Genomic DNA, 20,774 nt, shown 5'->3' with positions numbered 1-20,774 from the left:
CCGGACGGCGTCAGCCCAAGGGGGGCGGGTACGGATGCGGCAGCCACACCGTCACGATCAGCCCGCCGTCCGCGCGCGGGGTGAGCACCAGGGTGCCGTTGTGCGCCTGCGTGATGCGGTCGGCGATGGCCAGGCCGAGACCCACCCCGGCATGGTCGTCGTCCCGCGTGCGCTCGGACCCGCGCTGGAACGGCTCGGTGAGCATCGCGGCGCGGTGGGAGGGGATCACGTCGCCGGTGTTCTCCACGACCAGCGCGACCGCGTGCGGCATCGCGTACGTGCGCACCGCCACCGCACCGCCGGACGGCAGGTTGTGCACGATCGCGTTGAGCACGAGGTTCGTGACCAGCTGCGGCAGGAGCGCCGCGGACCCGAGCACGGGAGCCGGGGCACCGCCCACCTCCATGGCGACGCCGCGACGGTCGGCGAGGGGGAGCAGGCTCTCCACCGCCCCCTCCGCCAGGAGCGAGAGGTCGACGATCTCGCGCGTGAAGGTGCGGCGATCGGCACGGCTCAGCAGCAGCAGCGCCTCGGTCAGGTCGATCGCCCGGGTGTTCACCTCGCGCAGACGGGAGATCAGGGCATCGACGTCGCGGTCGGGATCGTCGCGGGCGACCTCGAGCAGGGTCTGCGAGATCGCGAGCGGGGTCCGCAGCTCATGCGAGGCGTTCGCGGCGAACCGCTGCTGCTCGGACACGTGCGACTCCAGCTGCTCGAGCATCGAGTCGAAGACGTCGGCGAGCTCGCGGAACTCGTCACGCGGCCCCTCCAGCGAGACCCGGTGCGACAGGGAGCCCTGCGCCGCGAGCCGGGCGGCATCGCCGATGCGCTCCAGCGGTGCCAGCATTCGTCCGGCGAGCAGCCATCCGACGCCGAGCCCGAGGGCGAGCAGGACCACCATGACCATCGCGGCGACCGGCACGAAGGCCCGGATCAGGTCACTGCGGTTCGGCACGAAGAACTCGGTGACGGGGATCTGCACGTCCGGCACGTATCGGAGCAGATACGCGGCCACCGCGGCGAGCAGCAGCCCTCCCGACACGACGACGACCGCCGCGTAGCTCAGCGTCAGCTTGAGACGGGCGCTCATCCCGCGGCGGCGCCTACGCATCGGCATCCGTCCCGATCCGATAGCCGACGCCGGGGACGGTGAGGATCAGCCACGGCTCGCCCAGGCGCTTGCGCAGCGATGACACCGTGATGCGCACCGCGTTCGTGAACGGGTCGGCGTTCTCGTCCCAGGCGCGCTCGAGCAGCTCCTCGGCGCTGACCACCCCGCCCTCCGCGTCGACCAGCACCTCCAGCACGGCGAACTGCTTGCGGGTGAGGGCGACGTAGCGGTCGTCGCGGTACACCTCGCGGCGGAACGGGTCCAGCCGCAGGCCCGCCATCTCCAGGACCGGCGGGCGGCTGCGCTGTCGACGACGGTCGAGCGCGCGCAGACGCAGCACCAGCTCCCGCAGCTCGAACGGCTTCGTCAGATAGTCGTCGGCGCCGATCTCGAAGCCCGACGCCTTGTCGTCGAGGCGGTCGGCCGCGGTGAGCATCAGGATCGGGATGCCGCTGCCGGAGGCCACGATCCAGCGGGCGATGTCGTCGCCGGAGGGGCCGGGGACATCGCGGTCGAGCACGGCGATGTCGTAGGCGTTGATGCTCAGCAGCTCGAGGGCGGTGTCGCCGTCGCCGGCGACATCGGCCGCGATCGCCTCCAGCCGCAGACCGTCCCTGACTGCGTCGGCGAGGTAGGGCTCGTCCTCGACGATCAGTACACGCATGGCTGCGATCCTACGCAGTGCGGTATATCGGGAGCGTATGGAAAAGCGCATACGCCCCGGCAACCGACGCTCTTCTTCACTGGGAGCATGAACACCAGCACCATCCCCCTCCCGCCGCGGAAGCGTCGTCGTCGCCGGTTCACCGTCGTGGTCGTCGCGCTCGCGCTGGCCGTGATCGTCGTCTTCGCGGTGCAGCAGTCGCTCTCCGCGGCTTTCGCCGATGTCCCTCGGGGCCTGCCGTCGCCGGGGTCCGGACAGGCGGCGGCCGGCGAGATCACGGGACCGGTCTCCGCCCCGAGCGAGGCCGACGGCGTGATCCGCGACGGCGACCAGCCCACCGTCTTCGACGTGGACCGGGTCGCCGTCGGCAACCTCGACCCGGCACTGCTCGCGGCGCTGCAGCGAGCAGCCGGCGATGCCGAGCACGACGGCATCACGTTCCGCGTGAACAGCGGATGGCGCACGCCCGCGCTGCAGGAGCGGATGCTGCAGGACGCGATCGTCCAGTACGGATCGGAGGCGGAGGCCCGGCGCTGGGTGGCCACCCCGGAGACCTCGGAGCACGTGACGGGCGATGCGGTCGACCTCGGCCCGTTCCCCGCGCTCGACTGGCTGGCGCAGCGGGGCTGGCGCTACGGCCTGTGCCAGATCTACGCCAACGAGTCCTGGCACTACGAGCTGCGGCCCGAGGCGGTCGACGACGGCTGCCCCGAGATGCTCCCCGACCCCACCGCCGACCCGAGGACCCAGCGATGACCGCTCTTCTCGCACCCGAGCGTGCGACCCTCTCCCGCCTGCACGCGCCGACGCTGTGCACCCTCCCGGATGCCGTGGCGGAGAACGTCCGTCGCGTGCGGACGGTGACCTCCGCGCGCATCATGGCCGTGGTCAAGGCCGACGGCTACGGACACGGGGCCGTCCCCGTGGCCAGGGCCGCGGTCGCCGCCGGTGCCGAGTGGCTCGGCGTGACCGACGTCGCTGAGGCCACCGCGCTCCGCGAGGCCGGACTCGCGGTGCCGATCCTCTCGTGGCTGAACCCGGCGGGCGTCGACGCGGCGACCGCGGCGGAGCACGACATCGACATCGCGGTCGGCTCGGCCGAGGAGCTGCGCCAGCTGGTCGCGGATGCCGAGGATCCGGTGCGCGTGCACCTGCATCTGGACACCGGCATGGCCCGGGGCGGGAGCCCGCTCGACGAGTGGCCCGAGCTGTTCGCGGTCGCGAGGGCGGGTCGCGGCCGCGTCGAGGTGGTGGGGGTGATGGGGCATCTGCCCCGGGCGGACGAGGGCGACCCCGAGGCGAACGCGGCCGCCGTGCTGCGGATGCGGCAGGGGAGGGACGCGGTGCTGCGGGCAGGGCTCGGTCCGGTGCTCGTGCACCTCGCCGCCACGTCCGGCGCACTGACCGACCCGGCGACGCACTTCGGCATGGTGCGGATCGGCGCGGGACTCGTGGGCATCGACCCCTCGGAGCGGACCGTGCTGACCGGAGCCTCCCGGTGGACGGCGCCCGTCGTGCACAGCGCGCTCGTGCCCGCGCGGACGGCGGTGGGTTACGCCGGCGCCTACGTCACCGACCGGGAGACGCGCCTCGTCGTCGTCGGCGTCGGGTACGCCGACGGCATCCCGCGCGAGCTGGCACCGGAAGCCGGAGTCGAGATCGGGGGGACGCGGCATCCGATCGTGGGGAGGGTCTCGATGGACCAGATCGTGGTCGACACGGGGGAGGCGGGGTTCCCCCGCGGCACGATCGCGACCGTGTTCGGGCCGGAGGGCGGCGCGGTGCCCTCGGTGCAGGAGTGGGCCCGGTGGGCGGACAGCATCCCGCACACCATCGTCACCGGCATCGGAACACGCGTGCAGAGGAGTGTGGCATGACGACGAACGTCCTGGTCATCGGCGGCGGACAGAACGCCGAGCATGAGGTGTCGCTGGCCTCCGCGGCCGCCGTCGCCGCAGCCCTCCGGATGGGGGACCACGAGGTCACGACCGCGACCATCGACCGCGACGGCATCTGGCGTGTCGACGGTCGCCCGAACGGGGCATCGGCCGCCGAGTCGCTGGCGCTCGCCCTGCCGCTGCTCACCCGCACCGACGTGGTCTTCCCGGCCGTGCACGGCACGCTCGGGGAGGACGGCGCGCTCGCGGCGCTGTGCGCGCTCGCCGGGGTGCGCGTGGTGGGCTCGGGGCTGCGCGCCGGGGCCATCGGCATGGACAAGTGGACGACCAAGCTCGTGGCGGACGCCGTCGGTCTCGGCACCGCCCGGGGGCGTCTGGTCGCCGCGGACGACATCGGGGATGTGGAGTTCGACGGCGCGGTGGTGGTGAAGCCGGTCTCGGCCGGATCGAGCCACGGGGTGAGTCTCGTGAGCGAGGAGGGCGAGCTGCTCGCGGCGCTGCGGGAGGCGGCGCGCTTCGACCGCCGCATCCTGGTCGAGGAGGTCGTGCGGGGGCGGGAGATCGACGTGGCGGTGCTGCGCGAGAAGGGCGGCATCCGATGGGCGGCCCCGCCGCTGGAGATCCACGCGACCGGCTTGTTCGACACGGCCACGAAGTACGACGGCAGTGCACGGTTCACGGTCCCGGCCGAGCTCGATGCGGCGGAGGTCTCGTCCCTCAAACGAGCCGCGATCGCCGTGTTCGACGCCCTCGGCTGCGACGGGGTCGCACGGATGGACTTCTTCCTCACGGACCGCGGTCCGGTGCTGAACGAGGTCAACACGATGCCGGGGCTGACGGCCGCGTCGCAGGTGCCGCGGATGTTCGCGGCTGCGGGCGTGACGTACGTCGACCTCGTGTCGCGGCTCGTGCGCGCGGCGTCGTGACCGGCGCGGAATCGTCGCGCGTCGGGTGGCCCGACGTCGCGAAGGGCATCTGCATCATCCTCGTGGTGCTGTGGCATGTGGTCACGAAGGTCGCGATCCACATCCCGGGTGCAGGGCCGGTGACCGACGCCTGGGCGATGCTGAACGCCCAGCTGCTGCCGCTGCGGATCCCGCTGTTCTTCCTGGTGTCCGGGATGTTCGCGGCGCGGGCGGTGCTCGGCCGGGACGCGACTTCCTGGCGGCGGCGGGCGGGACGGCTCGCGCTGCTGTACATCGTGTGGGTGCTGATCCAGACGTTCGTCCTGGCGATGACGCCGGACTTCGACACCGCCAGGGCGACCGACGGGTGGGAGCTGCTCGCGCAGCTCACGATCAGTCCGACGAACCTCTGGTATCTGCTCGCGCTCGCGGCGTACCTCGCGATCGGGCGGCTCACCCGGGGGCTCCCGACCGTGGCGGTGCTGGCGGTCGCGTTCGTCATCGCGGCGGTCGCCGGGGCCGGGGTGATCCCGGATCTCGGCAATCTGTGGCAGCTGGTGCAGAACCTGTTCTTCTTCCTCGTCGGGCTCCGACTGCGTGCCGTGATCGAGCGGTTCACGAGGAGCGTGGGCATCGGCGGGGCACTCGCGCTCGCGGCCGTCTACGTCGGGGCGCTCGCGGCCGTGGCGGCGCTCGGCATCCGCCTCCTGCCGGGGGTGTGGCCGGCGCTGGCGCTCGTCGCCGTGGCGTTCGGGGTGGCGCTGAGCGTGCTCCTCGACCGGCACGCGGGGGTCGTCGCGCGACCCCTGCGCTGGATCGGCCGGCGGACCCTGCCGATCTACGTGCTGCACATGATGCCGCTGGCGTTCGTCGGCGCGGGGCTGGAGGCCGTCGGATGGCGGCCGACGCCGGTCCTGGAGGGCATCGGCCCCGTGGTGCTGACCGCGGTCGTCATCGCGACCTGCCTGGCCGTGCACGCGCTGCTGGTGCGCTGCGGCCTCGGGGCCCTGTTCGACCCGCTGCGGGTCACGGACCGTCTGGGGCGGGGCCATCGCCGCACGGCCGAGCCTCGCGCGTGAAGGCCTCGACAATCGGCCCGACGCGGCGGATGCTGGAACCATGGCGGCCTTCACAGCGGACAACGCATTCAGCGGATTCAGCGTCGACGACATCGACGCGGCGAAAGAGTTCTACGGCACGACCCTCGGGCTCGACGTCGGAGTCAACGCGATGGGGTTCCTCGACCTGCGGCTGCCCCGCGGCGGATCGATCCTCGTGTACCCGAAGCCGAACCACACGCCCGCGAGCTTCACCATCCTGAACTTCCCGGTGGCGGATGTCGACGCCGCGGTGGACGAGCTCATCGAGCGCGGCGTGCAGACCAAGATCTACAGCGACGACGAGTTCCCCTCCGATGCGCGCGGCATCGTCCGCGGCAACGGCCGGGGCCCGGACATCGCCTGGTTCCGCGACCCCGCGGGGAACGTGCTCGCTGTGATGCAGGCCTGACGCGGGGCGTGAGTTTCCGTCGATGAAGGGGTACGCGCTCGCGTCTACGACCCAGCCGGTCGCCGTCAGCCGTTACGAACTGACAGATGACGCGCAAAAAGCGCTTCCCGATGAAGACGTGATCACCCGGGCCTTCGCCGACGAGTTGTCCCGCAGCGCCTAGGATCCGAGCGGAGTCGGAGCGCTACAGCCGATCCACTCCGGTCACGGTGACGACGGCCTGGCCGGCCTCGTCGGAGGCGGCGAGGTCGATCGTCGCGGAGATGCCCCAGTCGTGGTCTCCGGCGGGATCGTCGAAGATCTGCCGGGCGGTCCACGCGGTGGTGCCCTCGGTGAGGATCAGCAGCTTCGAGCTGCGGGCGTCCGCACCGGTGAGGATGTCGTCGTGCTCCGCGAAGTACCCGTCGAGCGCGTCCGACCAGGCATCCGCCCCGAAGCCCGGATCGAGCTCGGCGAGAGCGGCGACGTCTTCCCGCGCGGCGAGCTGCACGCGACGGAACAGCTCGTTGCGCACCAGGATGCGGAAGGCGCGGATGTTGCTCGTGAGCCGCTTGGGGGCGGGGGGCACGATCGGCTCGTCGGGGGCGTGCGGGTCGAAGCGGCCGTTGTCGGTTCCCGCGACCAGCTCCTCCCACTCGTCGAGCAGGCTGGAGTCGACCTGGCGGACGAGTTCGCCGAGCCACTCGATGAGGTCGCGCAGATCCTCGTCCTTGAGCTCCTCCGGGATGGTCTGCGACGCCGCCCGATAGGCGTCTGAGAGGTAGCGCAGCACCACGCCCTCGGAGCGGGCGATCTTGTAGTACGCGACGTATTCCCCGAACGACATGGCCCGCTCGTACATGTCGCGCACGACGGACTTCGGATGCAGCTCGAAGTCGCGGATCCACGGCTGCGCGGCGCTGAACGTCTCGAACGCGGCGCTCAGCAGCTCGTCGAGGGGCTTCGGATAGGTGATCTGCTCGAGCAGCTCCATCCGCTCGTCGTACTCGATGCCCTCCGACTTCATCGCGGCGACCGCTTCGCCGCGGGCGAGGAACTCCTGCTGGCTGAGCACGGCGCGCGGGTCGTCGAGGGTCGACTCCACGATGGAGATCATGTCCAGGGCGTAGGAGCCGGTGCCGGTGCCGGCGGCCGGATCCGGGTCGAGCAACTCGAACGCGGCGAGGGCGAACGGTGACAGCGGCTGGTTGAGGGCGAAGTTCGGCTGCAGGTCGACCGTGAGGCGGATATCGCCCTCGGGCCTCTTCTCGACGATCCCGGATTCGCGGAGCGTGCGGTAGATGCCGATGGCGCGCAGAGCCAGTTCACGCTGTCGCTTCCGCGGTTCGTGATTGTCATATACCAGTGAGCGCATATTGGCGAAGACGTCGCCGCCGCGGGCGATCACGTTGAGCATCATGGCGCTCGTGATCTGCATGTGCGAGGTCAGGGTCTCCGGCACCGCATCGATGAGTTTGCGGAACGACGGTTCGCCCCACGACACGAAGCCGTCCGGTGCCTTCTTGCGCACGATCTTGCGCTTCTTCTTCGGGTCGTCGCCGGCCTTCTTGACCGCCGCGACGTTCTCGCTCTCGTGCTCCGGCGCCTGCGCGACGACCGTGCCCGCGGTGTCGTAGCCGGCGCGGCCGGCGCGACCGGCGATCTGATGGAACTCGCGGGCGTTCAGCTGCCGCATGCGGGTGCCGTCGAACTTGGTGAGCGCGGTCAGGAGCACGGTGCGGATCGGCACGTTGATGCCGACGCCGAGGGTGTCGGTGCCGCAGATGACGCGCAGGAGTCCGCGCTGGGCGAGCTGTTCGACCAGGCGACGGTACTTCGGCAGCATCCCGGCGTGGTGCACGCCGATCCCCGCGCGCAGGAAGCGCGAGAGCGTCTTGCCGAACGCGGTGGTGAACCGGAACTCGGCGATCAGTGCCGCGATCTCGTCGCGCTGCTCGCGGGTGGCGACCTTGGTGCTGGAGAGCGCCTGTGCCCTCTCCATCGCGGCGGCCTGCGAGAAGTGCACGACGTAGATCGGCGCCTGGCCGGTGTTCAGCAGGTCGTCGATCGTCTCGTGGATCGGCGTCGTCTCGTAGAAGAAGTGCAGGGGGACGGGGCGCTCGACGCCGGTGACGGTCGCCGTCTCGCGGCTCGTGCGGCGGGTGAGGTCGGCGGCCAGCTCGGTGACGTCACCCAGGGTCGCCGACATCAGGATGAACTGCGCCTGCGGCAGCTCCAGCAGCGGCACCTGCCACGCCCATCCGCGGTCGGGGTCCGCGTAGAAATGGAACTCGTCCATCACGACCTGGCCCACGTCGGCGTCGGTGCCCTGCCGCAGCGAGAGGTTCGCGAGGATCTCGGCGGTGCAGCAGATGATCGGGGCGTCGGCGTTGACCGAGGAGTCTCCGGTGACCATGCCGACGTTCTCGGCGCCCAACACGTCGACCAGTGCGAAGAACTTCTCGCTGACGAGGGCCTTGATCGGAGCGGTGTAGTAACTCCGGCGTCCGGCGACGAGGGCGCTGAAGTGCGCGCCGATCGCGACGAGCGACTTCCCGGTGCCGGTGGGCGTCGAGAGGATCAGGTTGTTGCCGGAGACGATCTCGATGACCGCCTCGTCCTGCGCGGGGTACAGGCTGATGCCGGTGGACTCCGCCCATTCGACGAACGCGAGGTAGACGGCATCCGGATCCGCGGCGTCCGGAACGAGGGCGGGGTCGAGCCGCGGAGTGGAAGTCATGATCCCTCGATCATCCCATCCGGGGGCGGCGCCGACCTGCGCCCCCGTTCAGGCGGTCGCAGCGCGCAGGGCGATGCGGATCATGTCGCCGAAGGTCTGCTCGCGCTCCTGGGCCGTGGTCTCCTCGCCCGTCACGATGTGGTCGCTGACCGTGCAGATCGCGAGGGCGCGTCGACCGTAGTACGCCGCGAGCGTGTAGAGCCCGGCGGCCTCCATCTCGACACCGAGGATGCCGTGCTGCACGAACGGCTCCGTGAGCTCGGGGCGGGTGCTGTAGAACTGGTCGCTCGAGAACAGCTGCCCCACATGCACGGCCGACTCCAGGGGCTCGGCCTCGCTCGCCTCGACCGCGGCGCGCAGCAGCGAGAAGTCCGCTACGGGCGCGTAGTCGAGTCCGTGGAAGCGCACCCGGTTGATCCCGGAGTCGGTGCTCGCGCCGTTCGCGATGATGATGTCGCGGATCTTGACCCGCTCGGTCAGGGCTCCGCACGAGCCCACCCGGACGATCGTCTGCACGTCGTAGGAGTCGAACAGCTCGTTCGCGTAGATCGCCATCGACGGCTGGCCCATGCCCGAGCCCTGCACCGAGACGCGGTGCCCCTCCCAGGTGCCGGTGAAGCCCAGCATGCCGCGCGTCTCGGAGTACAGCTCCGCCTCGTCGAGGAAGGTCTCGGCGATCCACTTCGCCCGCAGCGGGTCGCCGGGGAACAGGACGATGGGGGCGATCTGGCCGGGCTCTGCGGCGATGTGCGTGCTCATGGCCTCAGCGTAGCCAGCCTGGTCATGCGCCGCCCGAGGGCTCATCCCGGAGTCCCGGTGAGCCCCAATGCGGTGATGAGCTCGTACGCGGCGGAGCGCGCCTGCACGATCACGGTGCCGATCTGCACCCCGGTGGCCGACACCGACAGGAGCAGCTGGCCGTAGGGGGCGAGGATGAAGCTGAGCAGTGACGTCTGGCTCTCGGCGATCGACACCGAGACGACGGCGGACAGGCTCGGCGCCCCGCCGCCGGGGATGATCTCTGCCTCGGCTCTGGCGACCCCGAACAGCGAGCCGTTCATCGCCGCCAGACGGTCGCCGGTCTCGCGCACGACGCCGACCGAGGCGATCTGGAGCCCGTCCGCGGTCGACAGCACGGCCGCGGTCATCTCGGGGAACCGCTCCTCGAGATGGCGCAGTCGCGTCGCCGCGGCCTGCCCGACCACACCCGACCAGACCGTCCAGTCGGCTGCGAGGTCGGGATGCATGAGTGCCGGGTCGGTTCCGGGCGTGGAGTCCTTCGAGATACCCGATGCATCGGGTCGGATGGGTGCTGTCACGACTCTTCCTCCGGAAGGTCAAGGGCCACGCAGGCGACGCGCATCACGCAGGCGCGGTCGCGGGCGTCGGCGGTGAGAACGCGGGTGGAGGGGATGCCGTACCGATCCAGCAGGCAGGCAAGAGATCGCCGCACGGCGTCGAGGTCGTCCTCGGCGCAGTGGCTGACGGCGATCACGAGACGGTGGCCGTCTTCCGCGAACCGCGGGATCCAGTCGCCGGCGTCGGCGACGAGGTTCTCGCGGTCGGCGCGCAGCCAGAGCAGGATGCGCGTGTCGGACGAGGACAGGGTTCGCCGCGCGTGCGCGAAGCGGTCCTGCCCCGGCACGCCGATGAGCGCCACCGAGATCTCGGGCGTGGGCTTCCACGCGCCGTAGTCGAGTCCGACCGTGGTGGTCGTCTTCTCTCCGTCGCCGTACTCCGCGGAGCCGGCCGAGATCGGGACGTCGGTGTCGACCGGCGGGACGTCGCTCAGTGCGCGGACCGCGGTGGTCTTCCCTGCGCCGACGGGCCCCGCGAAGACGAGACGGTAGCGGTTCGGCAGGTTCACGCGTCGCCAGCGCGCACGCCGCATCGTGCTCTCCGGCGAGGCGGCGTGCGCCCACGAGCGGCCCCCGAGGCCGACACTCGTGAGGGCCTCGTCCGTCAAGCGTTCAAGGCCGCCACATGGCGGTTCACGGCGGACCGGAGAAGAGCGAGGTTCGTCGCCTGACGGTCGGCCGCCAGGTAGAGGAACATCTCGTCGGTCACCATCTTGAGCAGGTGCAGCTGCGTGTCGAGCGTGAGAAGCATGTCCTCGAGACTCGCCTCGAGACCGAGCGCCTCGATCGTCCGCTTCTTGTTCTTCACGATCTCGCTGTTGTAGGCGCTCGCGACGTCGAGGTCGAAGTTCGGTCGCGTCGAGCTCGACGCGAGCGGCAGCCCGGATTCGAGATCGACGACGGACGCGCCGATGAACCCGTTGATGTCGTGCGCGATGTCGGCGATGAGAGCGTTCAGTTCGTCTTGCGTGGCCATGGTGGTGTCCCCCAGTTTCGAGTGCGGATGCCAGAGACCGCCCCTTGCGGTCACCCCCGGTGCATCGGCAACACATAAAGTGTATAACGTTACCGACTCGGGACGCGAGTCAGGATCCGGACACGCCGCGGCGCACGCGCCTCAGGAGATCGAGATCTCAGCCATCCGTGTCGGGTCGGCGAGGACGTGGAGAGAGAGGATCCGCCCGTCCTCGATCTCGAACGACATGAGCGAGACGAGTCTGCCCCCGAACATCGCGGCGACACCGGGCCGTCCGTCGATGAGCACGGGCGTCGAGTGCGCTGCGAGCCGCGCGGCGAGCACCGCCTGGGCGCCGATCTCCGCGGCGCCGGTGAGTGTCTGGGTGCTCGCGCCGTAGTCCGCGTGCAGGGTCGCATCCTCGTGCAGCAGCCCGAGGAGCGTGGTGAGATCCCCCTCCTGCGCGGCGTCGAGCCAGGCGTCGACAAGAGCGCGTCCACGGCGACGGTCGGCACTGTCGGGCACGGCGGCGTGACGCAGTCGGCGGCGTGCGCGCGAGGCCAGCTGTCGGGCGGCGTCGGACGACTTGCCGAGGGCATCGGCGACCTCGTCGAACGGCTGCCCGAAGACGTCGTGCAGCACGAACGCGATCCGCTCGGTCGGGGACAGGGTGTCCAGCACGACGAGCAGCGCCACGTTGACCCGATCCGACCGGTCGACGAGGTCGGCGAGGTCGGGCGCCGGGTCGATCGGCTCGTCACGCCAGGGTTCGATGTTCCAGGAGCGTTCGCGCAGGGAGCGGGGTGCCCGGAGGGATGTCGAGGCTGATCCGGGAGACGACCGTCGTGCACCAGGCGTCGAGATTCTCGATCCCGGCGGCATCGGCGCGCGCCAGTCGCAACCACGTCTCCTGCACCGCGTCGTCGGCCTCGGCGTTCGAACCGAGCATCCTCACCGCGATCGCGTGCAGTCGTGGGCGGGCCTGTTCGAACCGCTGCGCCAGTACGTCGTCGTTCATGTCACATCTCCTCATCGTCGCTCGTCATGATCTCGACGGACATGGCGGCCGATATGTGACAGGCCGCCGCGACACCACGAAAGGCAGACCCATCATGAGCACTCCCATTCTCGTCACGGGCGGCACCGGCAACATCGGTCGCCACACCGTTCCGCTCCTCCGAGCAGCAGGTGAGGAGGTCCGCATCCTGAGCCGGCATCCTCGGGTCCCGGCACCGGGCGTCGAGTACGTCACGGGCGACACGGTGGGGGCGATCGGGTTGGCGAGCGCGTTGGCCGGCGTCGAGACCGTGCTGCACCTCGCCGGCGGAGCGAAGGGGGACGACGTCGCGGCGCGGAATCTGGTCGCCGCCGCACGGGATGCGGGTGTGCGACACATCGTCCTCATCTCGGTCATCGGGGCGGACCGCATGCCGATCGGCTACTTCCGCATGAAGGCGGACGCGGAGCGCGTGCTCGAGGAGTCCGGCATCCCGTGGACGACTCTCCGGGTCGCGCAGCTGCATGACTTCGCGGCACCGATGGTGAAAGCGCTGTCGGCGATGCGCATCGCCCCGCGCGGCCTGCGATTCGAGACGGTCGGCGCGGAGGCCGTCGCCGCGCGTCTGGCGCAGCTGACGCTGGGTGCGCCGTCGGGCCGGGTGTCGGACCTCGCCGGTCCCGAGGTGCAGGAGATCGGCGACATGGTGAGGGCCTTCGATGCGGCGCGCGTCCGGAAGCGTCGGCAGCTGCCGATCCGCGTCCCCGGCGCGGTCGGCCGCGCCTATCGTGCGGGCGACAACCTCGCCGGTGATGCGGCCGTACGCGTGGGATCGACCTGGGCGGAATACCTTGCGGCCGCGCGCACGTCTCCGGCGGCGTCCTCCGTCGCGGCCGGCTGATCCGCGCGCCGGCACGAGCGGCTCAGCCCTCGCGTCGCCGCACGATCTCACCGATCCAGAGCGGGGCGAAGGGCGAGGTGCATCCGGGCGCCGTCGGATAGTCGGCGAGCACCTGCAGCCGTTCGCCGATCTCCAGCGCCCTCGTGCGGTACTCGGGATGATAGATGCCGATGTTGGCGAGGGTCTCGTTCATGGCCCACTGCAGGCGCGACGGTGCATCCTTCATGTCCCGCTCGATCAGATCGAGCAGGTGTCGCAGGTCCAAACCCTCGGGATCCTTCATCACCCGCACCGTCGTGAGCGACCAGGCGGCCGCCGCCACGGTCGGGTCGGCGTCGTCGAACCAGCGCACCCGCAGCTCTTCGCCGAGCGGGGTCTTCTTGGCGACGTAGTTGACGAACCAGTCGTTCACCTTCGGCGGGCGCGTCTCGCGCAGCATGGCGTCGAGCTCGTCGGCGGTGAAGTCCCGCGGACGGCAGATCAGCAGCGCGAGCAGTCGCGCGGAGGTCTCGCCGGTCGCCCACAGCTCCTGTGCGAGGGGCTGGTCGGTCTTGATCCGCTTGGCGAGCGCACGCATCCGGCTGAGGTTGATGCCGTGGTCGTCGCCGCGCTTCTCGTTGGCGGCGCGCATCTTCGGGTCTTCGAGCGCCGCGAGCTCGCCCAGCGCCTCCGGGACGGTCATGTCGGACATGCCTCCAGCGTAGGCCGGAAGGACGGCCATCACTCCTCGTCGAGCAGTTCGCCGCGGATGCGACGGAGGTCCTCCATGAGCGAGCCGATCAGGATCCAGTGCTGCGACGACGGCGGGCGGATGACGAGCGGCGCCGTGAGGGCGGGGATCGCCGAGGTCAGGGTGTCGGGTTCCGGCGATGCGGCCGCCTCCTGCACGGCCAGCCGCACATCGTGACCGGCTCGGCGCAGCTGCTCGGCGATCGCGGTGACCGCCGGTTCCTCCCCGAGGGTGTCGTCGTAGTGGTCGAAGTAGGCGCGGGTCATGCCGATCGTCTGCGTCACGATGGGGGAGAGCCGTTCGAGCAGCTCCCGCATCTCGCGCAGATCCTCACGATGGGTCGAGCGCCGCGGGTTCAGGGTCAGCGACTCCTCCCCGGCGGCGATGGCGGCGTCCGCGGCATCCTTCATCGGACGCAGCAGCCGCACCTCGAGCATCAGCTCCTGCAGCGCGGCCGGCGTCTGCGGTTCGGGGAGCGCGGCGGCGAGTCGTTCGAGGCTCGCCGCGAGCTCGCGCCCGAGCAGGCCCACATCCCGCCGGGCCGGCTCGACCAGCACCGGTGGCACGATGAGCGCGTTCACGACGATGCCGATCACGACGCCGATCAGCGTCTCGACGATGCGCGCGAACGCGTACTCGGGGCTGGAGGAACCCAGGGCCAGCACGAGCATCGCGGAGATCGCGACCTGGTTGCCGGTCCCGGGCGAGGCGCGGAAGATCCAGGCGACGAGCATCGCGACCACGATCGCCAGCAGCACGATCCAGCTCGGGGAGCCCAGCAGCAGCCCCAGGGCGACGGCGATCACGACGCCGGCGATCACCCCGATGCTGCGCTCGAGAGCCTTCGACAGCGACTGGTTGACGCTGGGCTGCACGACCAGGAGCGCGGCGATCGCGGCGAAGACGGGCAGCTGGGCGGGGAACACCCATCCGGCGATCAGCCACGCGGCGATCGTCGCCGCGGCCGACTTCACGACCTGCAGCAGCGGGGAGCGCTTGGTGGCGCGGATCGCGGCGGGGATGCGCATGGGGTCAACGCTAGTCGTGCGGATGGCGTCGCCGCGGACCGGTGTCCGTGCGCCGGACGGCCCCGAGCGCGCCAGGGGGTTCCCGCGCGTCCGGGGTGCGTGCTTGCATGAGCACATGGAGCGGGACGCGATGCTGCGCGACGAGACGAGGGCGGTCTGGGCGACCGTGATCTGCCTCGTGGTCGGCACGGTCGCCGGTGTGCTCCTCCTGGGCGGTGACCCGCGACCGCTCACCGGCGACGGCTCGCTCGCGATGCCGGCGGCGGTGGTCGCGGGAGTGATCGCGGCCGGCGCCTTCCTCACGAGCACGCTCCTGCACCGCCGCGGCGAGACGGCGCCGATGCCGCGCTGGCAGGCGGTGGTGTCCGACCTCTCGGCGTTCGCGCTGACCGTCGCCTTCGGAGCCGTCACCGTGATGGGCGTCCTCCTCGCCTCCGAGATCCTCGCCGTGGGGCTCCAGGGGCTGCGGCTCGCGGCGATCGGGGGCGGGCTGCTCACCGGGGTCGCCTCTGCCGTCGGCGGGCGGTTCGCGTTCGGCGCCGGCATCGGGCTGCGCACGGCCGACCTCGCCGCGCTCCTGTTCGGATTCCTCGTGATCGGCACGCTGTTCGCCATGGTCACCGCGGCCGACCCGCGCTGGTGGGAGGCCAACTTCTCGCAGCTCGGCTCCGGATGGGCCTTCAACGGCACGCTCGTCGTGGCCGGGCTGCTCGTGGCGACGGTCGGCTCCTACATCGGCCGGGACCTGCACCGGATGCGCGGCGACTCCGCTCTCGGACGCATCGCCGTCGTCGTCGCGCTGTGGGCGGCCACGGGCCTCGCGCTCGCGGCCGTCGGCCTGCTGCCGCTGCATCGCGTGCCGCTCCCGCACGACATCGCGGCGTTCGCGACCCTCGTGCTGTTCGTCGCCGCTGCGGGAGCGACCGTGGCGGCGATCCCGGGTGCTCCGCGGGCGCTGCTGATCACCTCGGTCGGCGTCGGCCTGCTCGTGGTCGTGGCCATCGTGCTGTGGCTGCCGTTCGGCCTCTACCCGGCGACGGCGCTGGAGGCGATCATCGTCGGACTCGGGCTGCTGTGGATGGCCACCCTGGTCCGCGTGCTCGCGATCCTCGCGCCGGAGCAGTCCCGCCCGTCGGCTCGTCGGACCCTGCGGCGCTCCCCGCGGCATCCCTAGTCGCCTCGGCCCGAAAGATAGGGCATCCGTCCGATGTCGTCCGGGGGCCTCAGAGCGGACTGTAGGGATACAGCGAACCGTCGAGGAGAACCCCATGTTCGAGCACCCGTACTTCACCCAGCAGATCGCCGCCCACGAGCAGCAGCAGATCGAGCGCGCCGCCGAGCGGCGCCGCTTCCTCGCCGAGCACGCCGATCGGATCGTGCCGCGTTCCGAGGGAGCGGTGCGGCGGATGCTGCGCCGGGTCCTCCGCGGATCGGGTCGGACGCGCGGCGCGGCGTCCGGCCGCGAGAGCTCCGGATGCGAGCCGATCGCGGCTCCCGCACGGTGAGCGACGCCCCCGCGGGGACCGCCCCGAATGTCGGTCGGGAGTGGGACGATGAATCCATGCCCCCATCCGCTCCGAGCGCCGCGATGGTCGGTCGCGAGGCCGAGCTCGTCGAGGTGCGCCGACTGTTCGCCGGGGTCCGCGACGGCGTCCCCGCGGCGCTGCTCGTCGAGGGCGAGGCCGGTATCGGCAAGTCGCGCCTGGTGCGGGAGTTCGCCGCCGAGATCGCGCAGACCGCCGACGTGCACACGGGCTGGTGCCTCGACCTCGGGGCTTCGCGCACGCCGTACGGTCCGCTCACCGGCATCCTCCGCTCGATCGTCACGCACATGGGCGTCGATCGGGTGCGCGAGTCGGTCGGGGTCGGGGCCGAGGCGCTCGGCATGCTGCTCCCCGAACTCGTCGACGCCCCGACCGATCGCGAGCGCACCAGCCCCGAGCGTCTCCGCGATGCCATCGCGTCCCTGATCGAGGCGGCCGCCGAACGCGCCCCGCAGGTGCTCGTGGTCGAAGACCTGCACTGGGCCGACGAGTCGACGCTCGCGATCCTCTCCTTCCTCCTCCGTGCCCTCGGGCGCGGCCGCGTGCTGCTCCTCATCACCTGTCGCACCGACGACGTGCGCCGCGGCGATGCCGTGAGCCGCTTCATCGGCGAGGCCACGCGGGCCCGCCTGCTCGAGCGCCTCACGCTCGCCCGCCTCGACGAAGACGCCGTGCGCGAGCTGGCCGAGCAGATCACCGGGCATCCGCTCTCGGAGACGGCCCTCGACCGTATGCAGGTGCGAGCCGAAGGCGTCCCCTTCTTCGTCGAGGAGATCGCGGGCTGCGCGAACGGGCCGCTCCCCGGCGGGCTCCGCGACCTGCTGCTGGCCCGCTTCGACCGGCTCGGCGACGACGCGCAGCACGTCGTGCAGGTCGTCTCCGGTGCGGAGCGCCCGCTGTCGCATCCGCTGATCACGCGCCTCACCGACCTGCCGGAGCAGCGCCTCGACGAGGCGATCCGCGAGGCGACCCGCAGCGGCATCCTCGTCGTGGTCGACGACGACTACCGCTTCCGGCACGCCCTCCTGCGCGAAGCCGTGCACGACGATCTGCTCCCCGGCGAACGGGCGCGCCTGCATCGCTCCTACGCCGAGACGCTCGAGGCGCAGTGCGCCGGACCGGACAGCGGCGATGCCGCCGCACTCGCCTACCACTGGCAGCTCGCGCAAGACGATCGGAAGGCCCTCATCGCCGCCGCCGATGCGATGCGCCACGCGAAGGCCAGATACGCGTTCGCCAGCGCGGCGCGCTTCGGGGAGCTGGTGCTGGAACTGTGGCCGCAGGTGCCCGACGCCGCGGAGGCGGCGGGCGTCGAGCGCCTCGATCTGCTCCTCGTGCTCGGCTCGATCCTGCGCAACGCGGGCGACGGTGAGCGTGCGCTCGCCGTGGCGAACGTCGCGCTCGCCGAGGTCGACCCGGAGACCGTCGATCCGCGACTGCACGCCCGGCTCCTGCGCAACAAGGCGCTGTACCTCGTCAACCTCGGGCGGCTGGGGGCGATACCGCTGCTGCAGCAGGCGCTGGCCATCGCCGAGGAGCGTGTCGGCGACGAGGTGTTCCGCGCCGAGCTGCTGAACCAGCTCGCGAGCCGCCGCATGATCGCGGGAGACCGGGAGGAGGCGATCCGCCTCGCCGACGAGGCCGAACGCGGTGCCGCGGGGGCGTCGTCCACGGATCAGCTCTCGATCGCGGCGAACGTCCGCGGCGGCTCTCTGGCGCACCTCGGCCGGGTCGAGGAGGGCGTGCGCGAGTACGAGCGGGCGCGCGAGCTCGCGACCGGGTCGAACGCCGAGATGCGCTACCGCGTGAACTACTCCGACCTGCTCACGCTGCTCGGCCGCTACCGCGAGGCCGTCGAGGTCGCCGAGGAAGGGCTGCGTCGGGCTCGCGAGCTGCGCGTCGAACGCACCTCGGGGTCGATCATGGCGCAGAACATGGTCGTGCCCCTCCTCGAACTCGGCGAGATCGCGCGGGTCGAGGAGATGCTGTCGCGCGATTTCGTGCAGGGGACGCTCCGGGTGTTCCGGATGTACATGAGCATGACCCGCGTGCGCGTGCTGGCCTGGCGCGGCCGCTCTGCGGAGGCGGCGGATCTGCTGCGCGACTGGCTGCCCGCGTTCCAGGAGACCGGCGTCTCCGAACGGCAGATCTGGTACGACCGGGTGATGATGACGGTCGCGGTGGCCGAGAGCGAGGGCGACCTCCGCGGCGCGCTCGACTCGATCCTCGAGATGCTGCAGGACGGGCAGCCGGCCCTGCTCCATCAGCGTCGACTGCTGCTGGAGGGCGGGGCGATCATCGCCGAGCTGCGTGCCGACGGGGCCGAGGTGGCGACGGACTCCGACGCGCTGCGCGCCGCCTGGCGCGCGCAGCCCGCGCAGCTGCAGGACGATGCGTGGTCGACGATCATCGACGCCCTGCTCGACCCGCGCCCCGAGGCGATCGACCGGGCGATGCGCTGCGCGGACGGCGACGACGTGCCGGTGACCTTCCGGGTCGTCCTGCGCCTCGAGCGGGCGCGGCTGCTGGTGCAACAGGGAGATCGCGCCGCGGCGTCGGCCCTGCTCGCCGAGGCGGCCGACGCGGCCGAGGTCCTCGGCAACGCACAGCTGCAGAGCGCGGTCGCGCGGTTCGCCACGGACGCCGGTCTCGGAGCCCGCTCATCGGGCGGAGACCCCTCCGGCACCGACCCGCTCACGGCACGGGAGCGCCAGGTGCTCGAACTCATCGCCGAGGGGCTGAGCAACCGGCAGATCGGGGAGCGGCTGTTCATCAGCGTGAAGACCGTGAGCGTCCACGTGTCGGCCGTCCTGCGGAAACTCGGGGTGAGCACGCGCACCGAGGCGGCGGTTCTGCAGAAGAATCCGACGTTCCGTGCTGGCCGTCAGCCTGCCGTGGTACCGTGACAGAGCGCGCGTGTCGGATGTTCCGATTCGGCGTAGGCCGTGTAAACGGCTAAGTCAACAGAAAGTAGAAACACATGGCCACTGGCACTGTGAAATGGTTCAACGCGGAAAAGGGCTTCGGCTTCATCGCTCCCGATGACGGCTCGGACGACCTCTTCGCCCACTACTCGGCTATCGCCGGCTCCGGTTTCAAGGAGCTCCGCGAGAACCAGAAGGTCGAATTCGACGCTGAGCGTGGCCCCAAGGGCATGCAGGCGGCGAACATCCGCGCTCTCTGAGCGCGCGCTGACTTCCTGAAGCCGGTCGGATCCTCACGGATCCGACCGGTTTTTTCGTGCGGTCGTATGGCCGTCGAACGCCGCGAGGGGCTCCGTCCAGGTGCTGTCTGCGGCGATCCGACCGGTTCGAAGGCAGGAGATCGGGAGTGAGGTTGCCCTAACCTCCGTGTTAGATTAGGCCAGGCTTACCAAAGGCTGGACGCTCTTCTCGCCCGAACCTCCTCCCCCGAACGAAGGGAACGCCTGTGCGCACCTCTCGAATCCTCGCCATCGGCGCGGCCGCCGCGCTCGCCGTCGGCCTCTCCGCCTGCGCGTCCTCCGCCCCGGAGTCGACCGCGTCCACCGGCGGCAACCCCGCGTCCGACGATGCCTTCCCCGTCACCGTCGAGCACATCTACGGCGAGACCACCATCACCGAGAAGCCCGAGAGGATCGCGACCGTCGCCTGGGCGAACCACGAGGTGCCGCTGGCCCTCGGCATCGTCCCGGTCGGCATGAGCAAGGCCGCCTGGGGAGACGACGACGGCAACGGCGTGCTGCCCTGGGTCGAGGACAAGCTCGACGAGCTGGGCGCCGAGACCCCGGTGCTGTTCGACGAGACCGACGGCATCGACTACGAGGCCGTCGCCGACACCCAGCCGGACGTGATCCTCGCCGCGTACTCCGGCCTCTCCCAGGAGGAGTACGACACGCTCTCCAAGATCGCGCCGGTCGTGGCGTTCCCCGAGGTCAAGTGGGGGACCTCGCTGGACGACATGATCGAGATGGACTCCCGGGCCCTCGGCCTCGAGAAGGAGGGCGAGGCGCTGATCGATCAGCTGCACGCCGACGCCGAGAAGGCGCTCGAGGCCCACAGCGTGCTGAAGGACAAGAAGGTCCTGTTCTCGTACATCGATCCGACCGACCTGAGCCAGATCGGCTACTACACGGCGATCGACACCCGCCCGGGCTACCTGCACGACCTCGGCCTGCCGTTCCCCTCGATCGTCGAGGAGAACAAGGACAGTGACGAGTTCTACCTGACGGTCAGCTCGGAAGAGGCGCAGAAGTTCGACGACGTCGACCTGTTCATCACCTACGGCGACGAGTCGATCATCCCGCTGCTGCAGGCCGACCCGCTGCTGTCGAAGATCCCGGCCATCGCCGAGGGCCGCATCGCGGTCCTCCCGGATGCCACGCCGATCGCGGCCTCCGCGAACCCGTCGCCGCTGTCGGTGCCGTGGGGTCTCGACGACTACTTCGCGATCCTGGCTGCACCGCTCGAGAAGTGA

At 70.9% G+C, this 20,774-nt stretch carries 23 protein-coding genes; 12 read left to right on the top strand and 11 right to left on the bottom strand.

Translation table 11 applies throughout. The annotated features are described in order from the left end of the window. Window positions 1-10 precede the first annotated feature (10 nt). Both AC07VM_RS13150 and AC07VM_RS13145 read right to left on the bottom strand, forming a co-directional pair. Complete coding sequence (locus tag AC07VM_RS13150) at window positions 11-1,090, bottom strand: sensor histidine kinase (protein ID WP_494911623.1); 1,080 nt, start codon at window positions 1,088-1,090, stop codon at window positions 11-13. Window positions 1,091-1,103: 13 nt separating this feature from the next. After that, entirely contained in the window at window positions 1,104-1,775 is a 672-nt protein-coding gene (locus tag AC07VM_RS13145) for a response regulator transcription factor (RefSeq protein ID WP_267416934.1), read from the bottom strand. Window positions 1,776-1,862: 87 nt separating this feature from the next. Here AC07VM_RS13145 and AC07VM_RS13140 point away from each other — a divergent pair, with 87 nt between their 5' ends. Genes AC07VM_RS13140 through AC07VM_RS13115 form a run of 6 tightly spaced genes read left to right on the top strand, consistent with a single transcriptional unit; the run spans window position 1,863 to window position 6,250 of the window. Beyond that, window positions 1,863-2,531, top strand: coding sequence for a M15 family metallopeptidase (locus AC07VM_RS13140; protein WP_494911622.1), 669 nt, complete (start codon window positions 1,863-1,865; stop codon window positions 2,529-2,531). Continuing rightward, a complete protein-coding gene (gene alr, locus AC07VM_RS13135; RefSeq protein WP_494911620.1) occupies window positions 2,528-3,652 on the top strand; it encodes an alanine racemase in 1,125 nt (374 codons plus the stop codon). The genes AC07VM_RS13140 and alr overlap by 4 nt, the downstream gene beginning before the upstream one ends. After that, window positions 3,649-4,599 carry a D-alanine--D-alanine ligase family protein gene (locus AC07VM_RS13130; protein ID WP_267416937.1) on the top strand — a complete coding sequence of 317 codons (951 nt, stop codon included), beginning with the start codon at window positions 3,649-3,651 and terminating at the stop codon, window positions 4,597-4,599. The genes alr and AC07VM_RS13130 overlap by 4 nt, the downstream gene beginning before the upstream one ends. After that, entirely contained in the window at window positions 4,596-5,657 is a 1,062-nt protein-coding gene (locus AC07VM_RS13125) for an acyltransferase family protein (protein WP_494911618.1), read from the top strand. Before AC07VM_RS13130 ends, AC07VM_RS13125 begins: the two co-directional genes overlap by 4 nt. A gap of 40 nt (window positions 5,658-5,697) precedes the next feature. Beyond that, entirely contained in the window at window positions 5,698-6,087 is a 390-nt protein-coding gene (locus tag AC07VM_RS13120) for a VOC family protein (RefSeq protein ID WP_494911616.1), read from the top strand. 22 nt (window positions 6,088-6,109) lie between these two features. After that, on the top strand, window positions 6,110-6,250 hold the full coding sequence (locus tag AC07VM_RS13115) for a hypothetical protein (RefSeq protein ID WP_494911615.1): 141 nt from the start codon (window positions 6,110-6,112) through the stop codon (window positions 6,248-6,250). 21 nt (window positions 6,251-6,271) lie between these two features. Here AC07VM_RS13115 and AC07VM_RS13110 read toward each other — a convergent pair whose 3' ends face one another. From AC07VM_RS13110 to AC07VM_RS13080, 7 genes are all read right to left on the bottom strand, one after another. Beyond that, window positions 6,272-8,806: a DEAD/DEAH box helicase gene (locus AC07VM_RS13110; RefSeq protein ID WP_494911613.1), complete on the bottom strand. Its 2,535-nt coding sequence runs from the start codon at window positions 8,804-8,806 to the stop codon at window positions 6,272-6,274. Between the two features lie 48 nt (window positions 8,807-8,854). Next, the gene (deoD, locus tag AC07VM_RS13105) at window positions 8,855-9,565 is read right to left on the bottom strand and encodes a purine-nucleoside phosphorylase (RefSeq protein ID WP_267416941.1); all 711 of its coding nucleotides are present in this window, start codon (window positions 9,563-9,565) and stop codon (window positions 8,855-8,857) included. Between the two features lie 41 nt (window positions 9,566-9,606). After that, window positions 9,607-10,125 (bottom strand): roadblock/LC7 domain-containing protein, encoded by a 519-nt coding sequence (locus AC07VM_RS13100; protein WP_494911612.1) that lies wholly within the window; start codon window positions 10,123-10,125, stop codon window positions 9,607-9,609. Further along, window positions 10,122-10,772: a GTP-binding protein gene (locus tag AC07VM_RS13095; RefSeq protein WP_494911611.1), complete on the bottom strand. Its 651-nt coding sequence runs from the start codon at window positions 10,770-10,772 to the stop codon at window positions 10,122-10,124. Before AC07VM_RS13095 ends, AC07VM_RS13100 begins: the two co-directional genes overlap by 4 nt. Further along, entirely contained in the window at window positions 10,769-11,140 is a 372-nt protein-coding gene (locus tag AC07VM_RS13090; protein WP_267416944.1) for a roadblock/LC7 domain-containing protein, read from the bottom strand. Before AC07VM_RS13090 ends, AC07VM_RS13095 begins: the two co-directional genes overlap by 4 nt. Before the next feature lie 141 nt (window positions 11,141-11,281). After that, a complete protein-coding gene (locus AC07VM_RS13085) occupies window positions 11,282-11,815 on the bottom strand; it encodes a sigma factor-like helix-turn-helix DNA-binding protein (protein WP_494911610.1) in 534 nt (177 codons plus the stop codon). 61 nt (window positions 11,816-11,876) lie between these two features. After that, window positions 11,877-12,137, bottom strand: a complete 261-nt coding sequence (locus tag AC07VM_RS13080) for a sigma factor (RefSeq protein ID WP_494911609.1) — start codon at window positions 12,135-12,137, stop codon at window positions 11,877-11,879. Between the two features lie 94 nt (window positions 12,138-12,231). Here AC07VM_RS13080 and AC07VM_RS13075 point away from each other — a divergent pair, with 94 nt between their 5' ends. Further along, on the top strand, window positions 12,232-13,017 hold the full coding sequence (locus tag AC07VM_RS13075) for an SDR family oxidoreductase (RefSeq protein WP_494911607.1): 786 nt from the start codon (window positions 12,232-12,234) through the stop codon (window positions 13,015-13,017). Between the two features lie 22 nt (window positions 13,018-13,039). Here the strand turns inward: AC07VM_RS13075 and AC07VM_RS13070 are convergent, their stop codons facing one another. Together AC07VM_RS13070 and AC07VM_RS13065 are read right to left on the bottom strand one after the other, a co-directional pair. Next, window positions 13,040-13,708 carry a DNA alkylation repair protein gene (locus tag AC07VM_RS13070; protein WP_494911606.1) on the bottom strand — a complete coding sequence of 223 codons (669 nt, stop codon included), beginning with the start codon at window positions 13,706-13,708 and terminating at the stop codon, window positions 13,040-13,042. A 29-nt stretch (window positions 13,709-13,737) separates the two neighbouring features. Further along, complete coding sequence (locus tag AC07VM_RS13065; protein ID WP_267416959.1) at window positions 13,738-14,775, bottom strand: FUSC family protein; 1,038 nt, start codon at window positions 14,773-14,775, stop codon at window positions 13,738-13,740. A 115-nt stretch (window positions 14,776-14,890) separates the two neighbouring features. Here AC07VM_RS13065 and AC07VM_RS13060 point away from each other — a divergent pair, with 115 nt between their 5' ends. The 5 genes from AC07VM_RS13060 to AC07VM_RS13040 all read left to right on the top strand — a co-directional run bounded on the left by AC07VM_RS13060 (window position 14,891) and on the right by AC07VM_RS13040 (window position 20,774). Beyond that, window positions 14,891-15,949 carry a hypothetical protein gene (locus tag AC07VM_RS13060; RefSeq protein ID WP_494911604.1) on the top strand — a complete coding sequence of 353 codons (1,059 nt, stop codon included), beginning with the start codon at window positions 14,891-14,893 and terminating at the stop codon, window positions 15,947-15,949. A 94-nt stretch (window positions 15,950-16,043) separates the two neighbouring features. Next, window positions 16,044-16,280 carry a hypothetical protein gene (locus AC07VM_RS13055; protein WP_267416961.1) on the top strand — a complete coding sequence of 79 codons (237 nt, stop codon included), beginning with the start codon at window positions 16,044-16,046 and terminating at the stop codon, window positions 16,278-16,280. Between the two features lie 56 nt (window positions 16,281-16,336). After that, window positions 16,337-19,225 carry a helix-turn-helix transcriptional regulator gene (locus AC07VM_RS13050; protein ID WP_494911601.1) on the top strand — a complete coding sequence of 963 codons (2,889 nt, stop codon included), beginning with the start codon at window positions 16,337-16,339 and terminating at the stop codon, window positions 19,223-19,225. A gap of 74 nt (window positions 19,226-19,299) precedes the next feature. Next, window positions 19,300-19,503 carry a cold-shock protein gene (locus AC07VM_RS13045; protein ID WP_017831237.1) on the top strand — a complete coding sequence of 68 codons (204 nt, stop codon included), beginning with the start codon at window positions 19,300-19,302 and terminating at the stop codon, window positions 19,501-19,503. A gap of 245 nt (window positions 19,504-19,748) precedes the next feature. Continuing rightward, window positions 19,749-20,774 (top strand): iron-siderophore ABC transporter substrate-binding protein, encoded by a 1,026-nt coding sequence (locus AC07VM_RS13040; RefSeq protein ID WP_494911598.1) that lies wholly within the window; start codon window positions 19,749-19,751, stop codon window positions 20,772-20,774.

Source organism: Microbacterium sp. GW821-FHT01D02, from assembly GCF_059422585.1.
This window is presented reverse-complemented; position numbering and strand designations above follow the sequence as displayed.

What these genes read in the sequence shown, in the direction of transcription:
- AC07VM_RS13150 (WP_494911623.1), bottom strand. Translation starts at nt 1,090, where the DNA reads ATGAGCGCCCGTCTCAAGCTGACGCTGAGCTACGCGGCGGTCGTCGTC.
- AC07VM_RS13145 (WP_267416934.1), bottom strand. Translation starts at nt 1,775, where the DNA reads ATGCGTGTACTGATCGTCGAGGACGAGCCCTACCTCGCCGACGCAGTC.
- AC07VM_RS13140 (WP_494911622.1), top strand. Translation starts at nt 1,863, where the DNA reads ATGAACACCAGCACCATCCCCCTCCCGCCGCGGAAGCGTCGTCGTCGC.
- alr (WP_494911620.1), top strand. Translation starts at nt 2,528, where the DNA reads ATGACCGCTCTTCTCGCACCCGAGCGTGCGACCCTCTCCCGCCTGCAC.
- AC07VM_RS13130 (WP_267416937.1), top strand. Translation starts at nt 3,649, where the DNA reads ATGACGACGAACGTCCTGGTCATCGGCGGCGGACAGAACGCCGAGCAT.
- AC07VM_RS13120 (WP_494911616.1), top strand. Translation starts at nt 5,698, where the DNA reads ATGGCGGCCTTCACAGCGGACAACGCATTCAGCGGATTCAGCGTCGAC.
- AC07VM_RS13115 (WP_494911615.1), top strand. Translation starts at nt 6,110, where the DNA reads ATGAAGGGGTACGCGCTCGCGTCTACGACCCAGCCGGTCGCCGTCAGC.
- AC07VM_RS13110 (WP_494911613.1), bottom strand. Translation starts at nt 8,806, where the DNA reads ATGACTTCCACTCCGCGGCTCGACCCCGCCCTCGTTCCGGACGCCGCG.
- deoD (WP_267416941.1), bottom strand. Translation starts at nt 9,565, where the DNA reads ATGAGCACGCACATCGCCGCAGAGCCCGGCCAGATCGCCCCCATCGTC.
- AC07VM_RS13090 (WP_267416944.1), bottom strand. Translation starts at nt 11,140, where the DNA reads ATGGCCACGCAAGACGAACTGAACGCTCTCATCGCCGACATCGCGCAC.
- AC07VM_RS13080 (WP_494911609.1), bottom strand. Translation starts at nt 12,137, where the DNA reads ATGAACGACGACGTACTGGCGCAGCGGTTCGAACAGGCCCGCCCACGA.
- AC07VM_RS13075 (WP_494911607.1), top strand. Translation starts at nt 12,232, where the DNA reads ATGAGCACTCCCATTCTCGTCACGGGCGGCACCGGCAACATCGGTCGC.
- AC07VM_RS13070 (WP_494911606.1), bottom strand. Translation starts at nt 13,708, where the DNA reads ATGTCCGACATGACCGTCCCGGAGGCGCTGGGCGAGCTCGCGGCGCTC.
- AC07VM_RS13065 (WP_267416959.1), bottom strand. Translation starts at nt 14,775, where the DNA reads ATGCGCATCCCCGCCGCGATCCGCGCCACCAAGCGCTCCCCGCTGCTG.
- AC07VM_RS13060 (WP_494911604.1), top strand. Translation starts at nt 14,891, where the DNA reads ATGGAGCGGGACGCGATGCTGCGCGACGAGACGAGGGCGGTCTGGGCG.
- AC07VM_RS13055 (WP_267416961.1), top strand. Translation starts at nt 16,044, where the DNA reads ATGTTCGAGCACCCGTACTTCACCCAGCAGATCGCCGCCCACGAGCAG.
- AC07VM_RS13050 (WP_494911601.1), top strand. Translation starts at nt 16,337, where the DNA reads ATGCCCCCATCCGCTCCGAGCGCCGCGATGGTCGGTCGCGAGGCCGAG.
- AC07VM_RS13045 (WP_017831237.1), top strand. Translation starts at nt 19,300, where the DNA reads ATGGCCACTGGCACTGTGAAATGGTTCAACGCGGAAAAGGGCTTCGGC.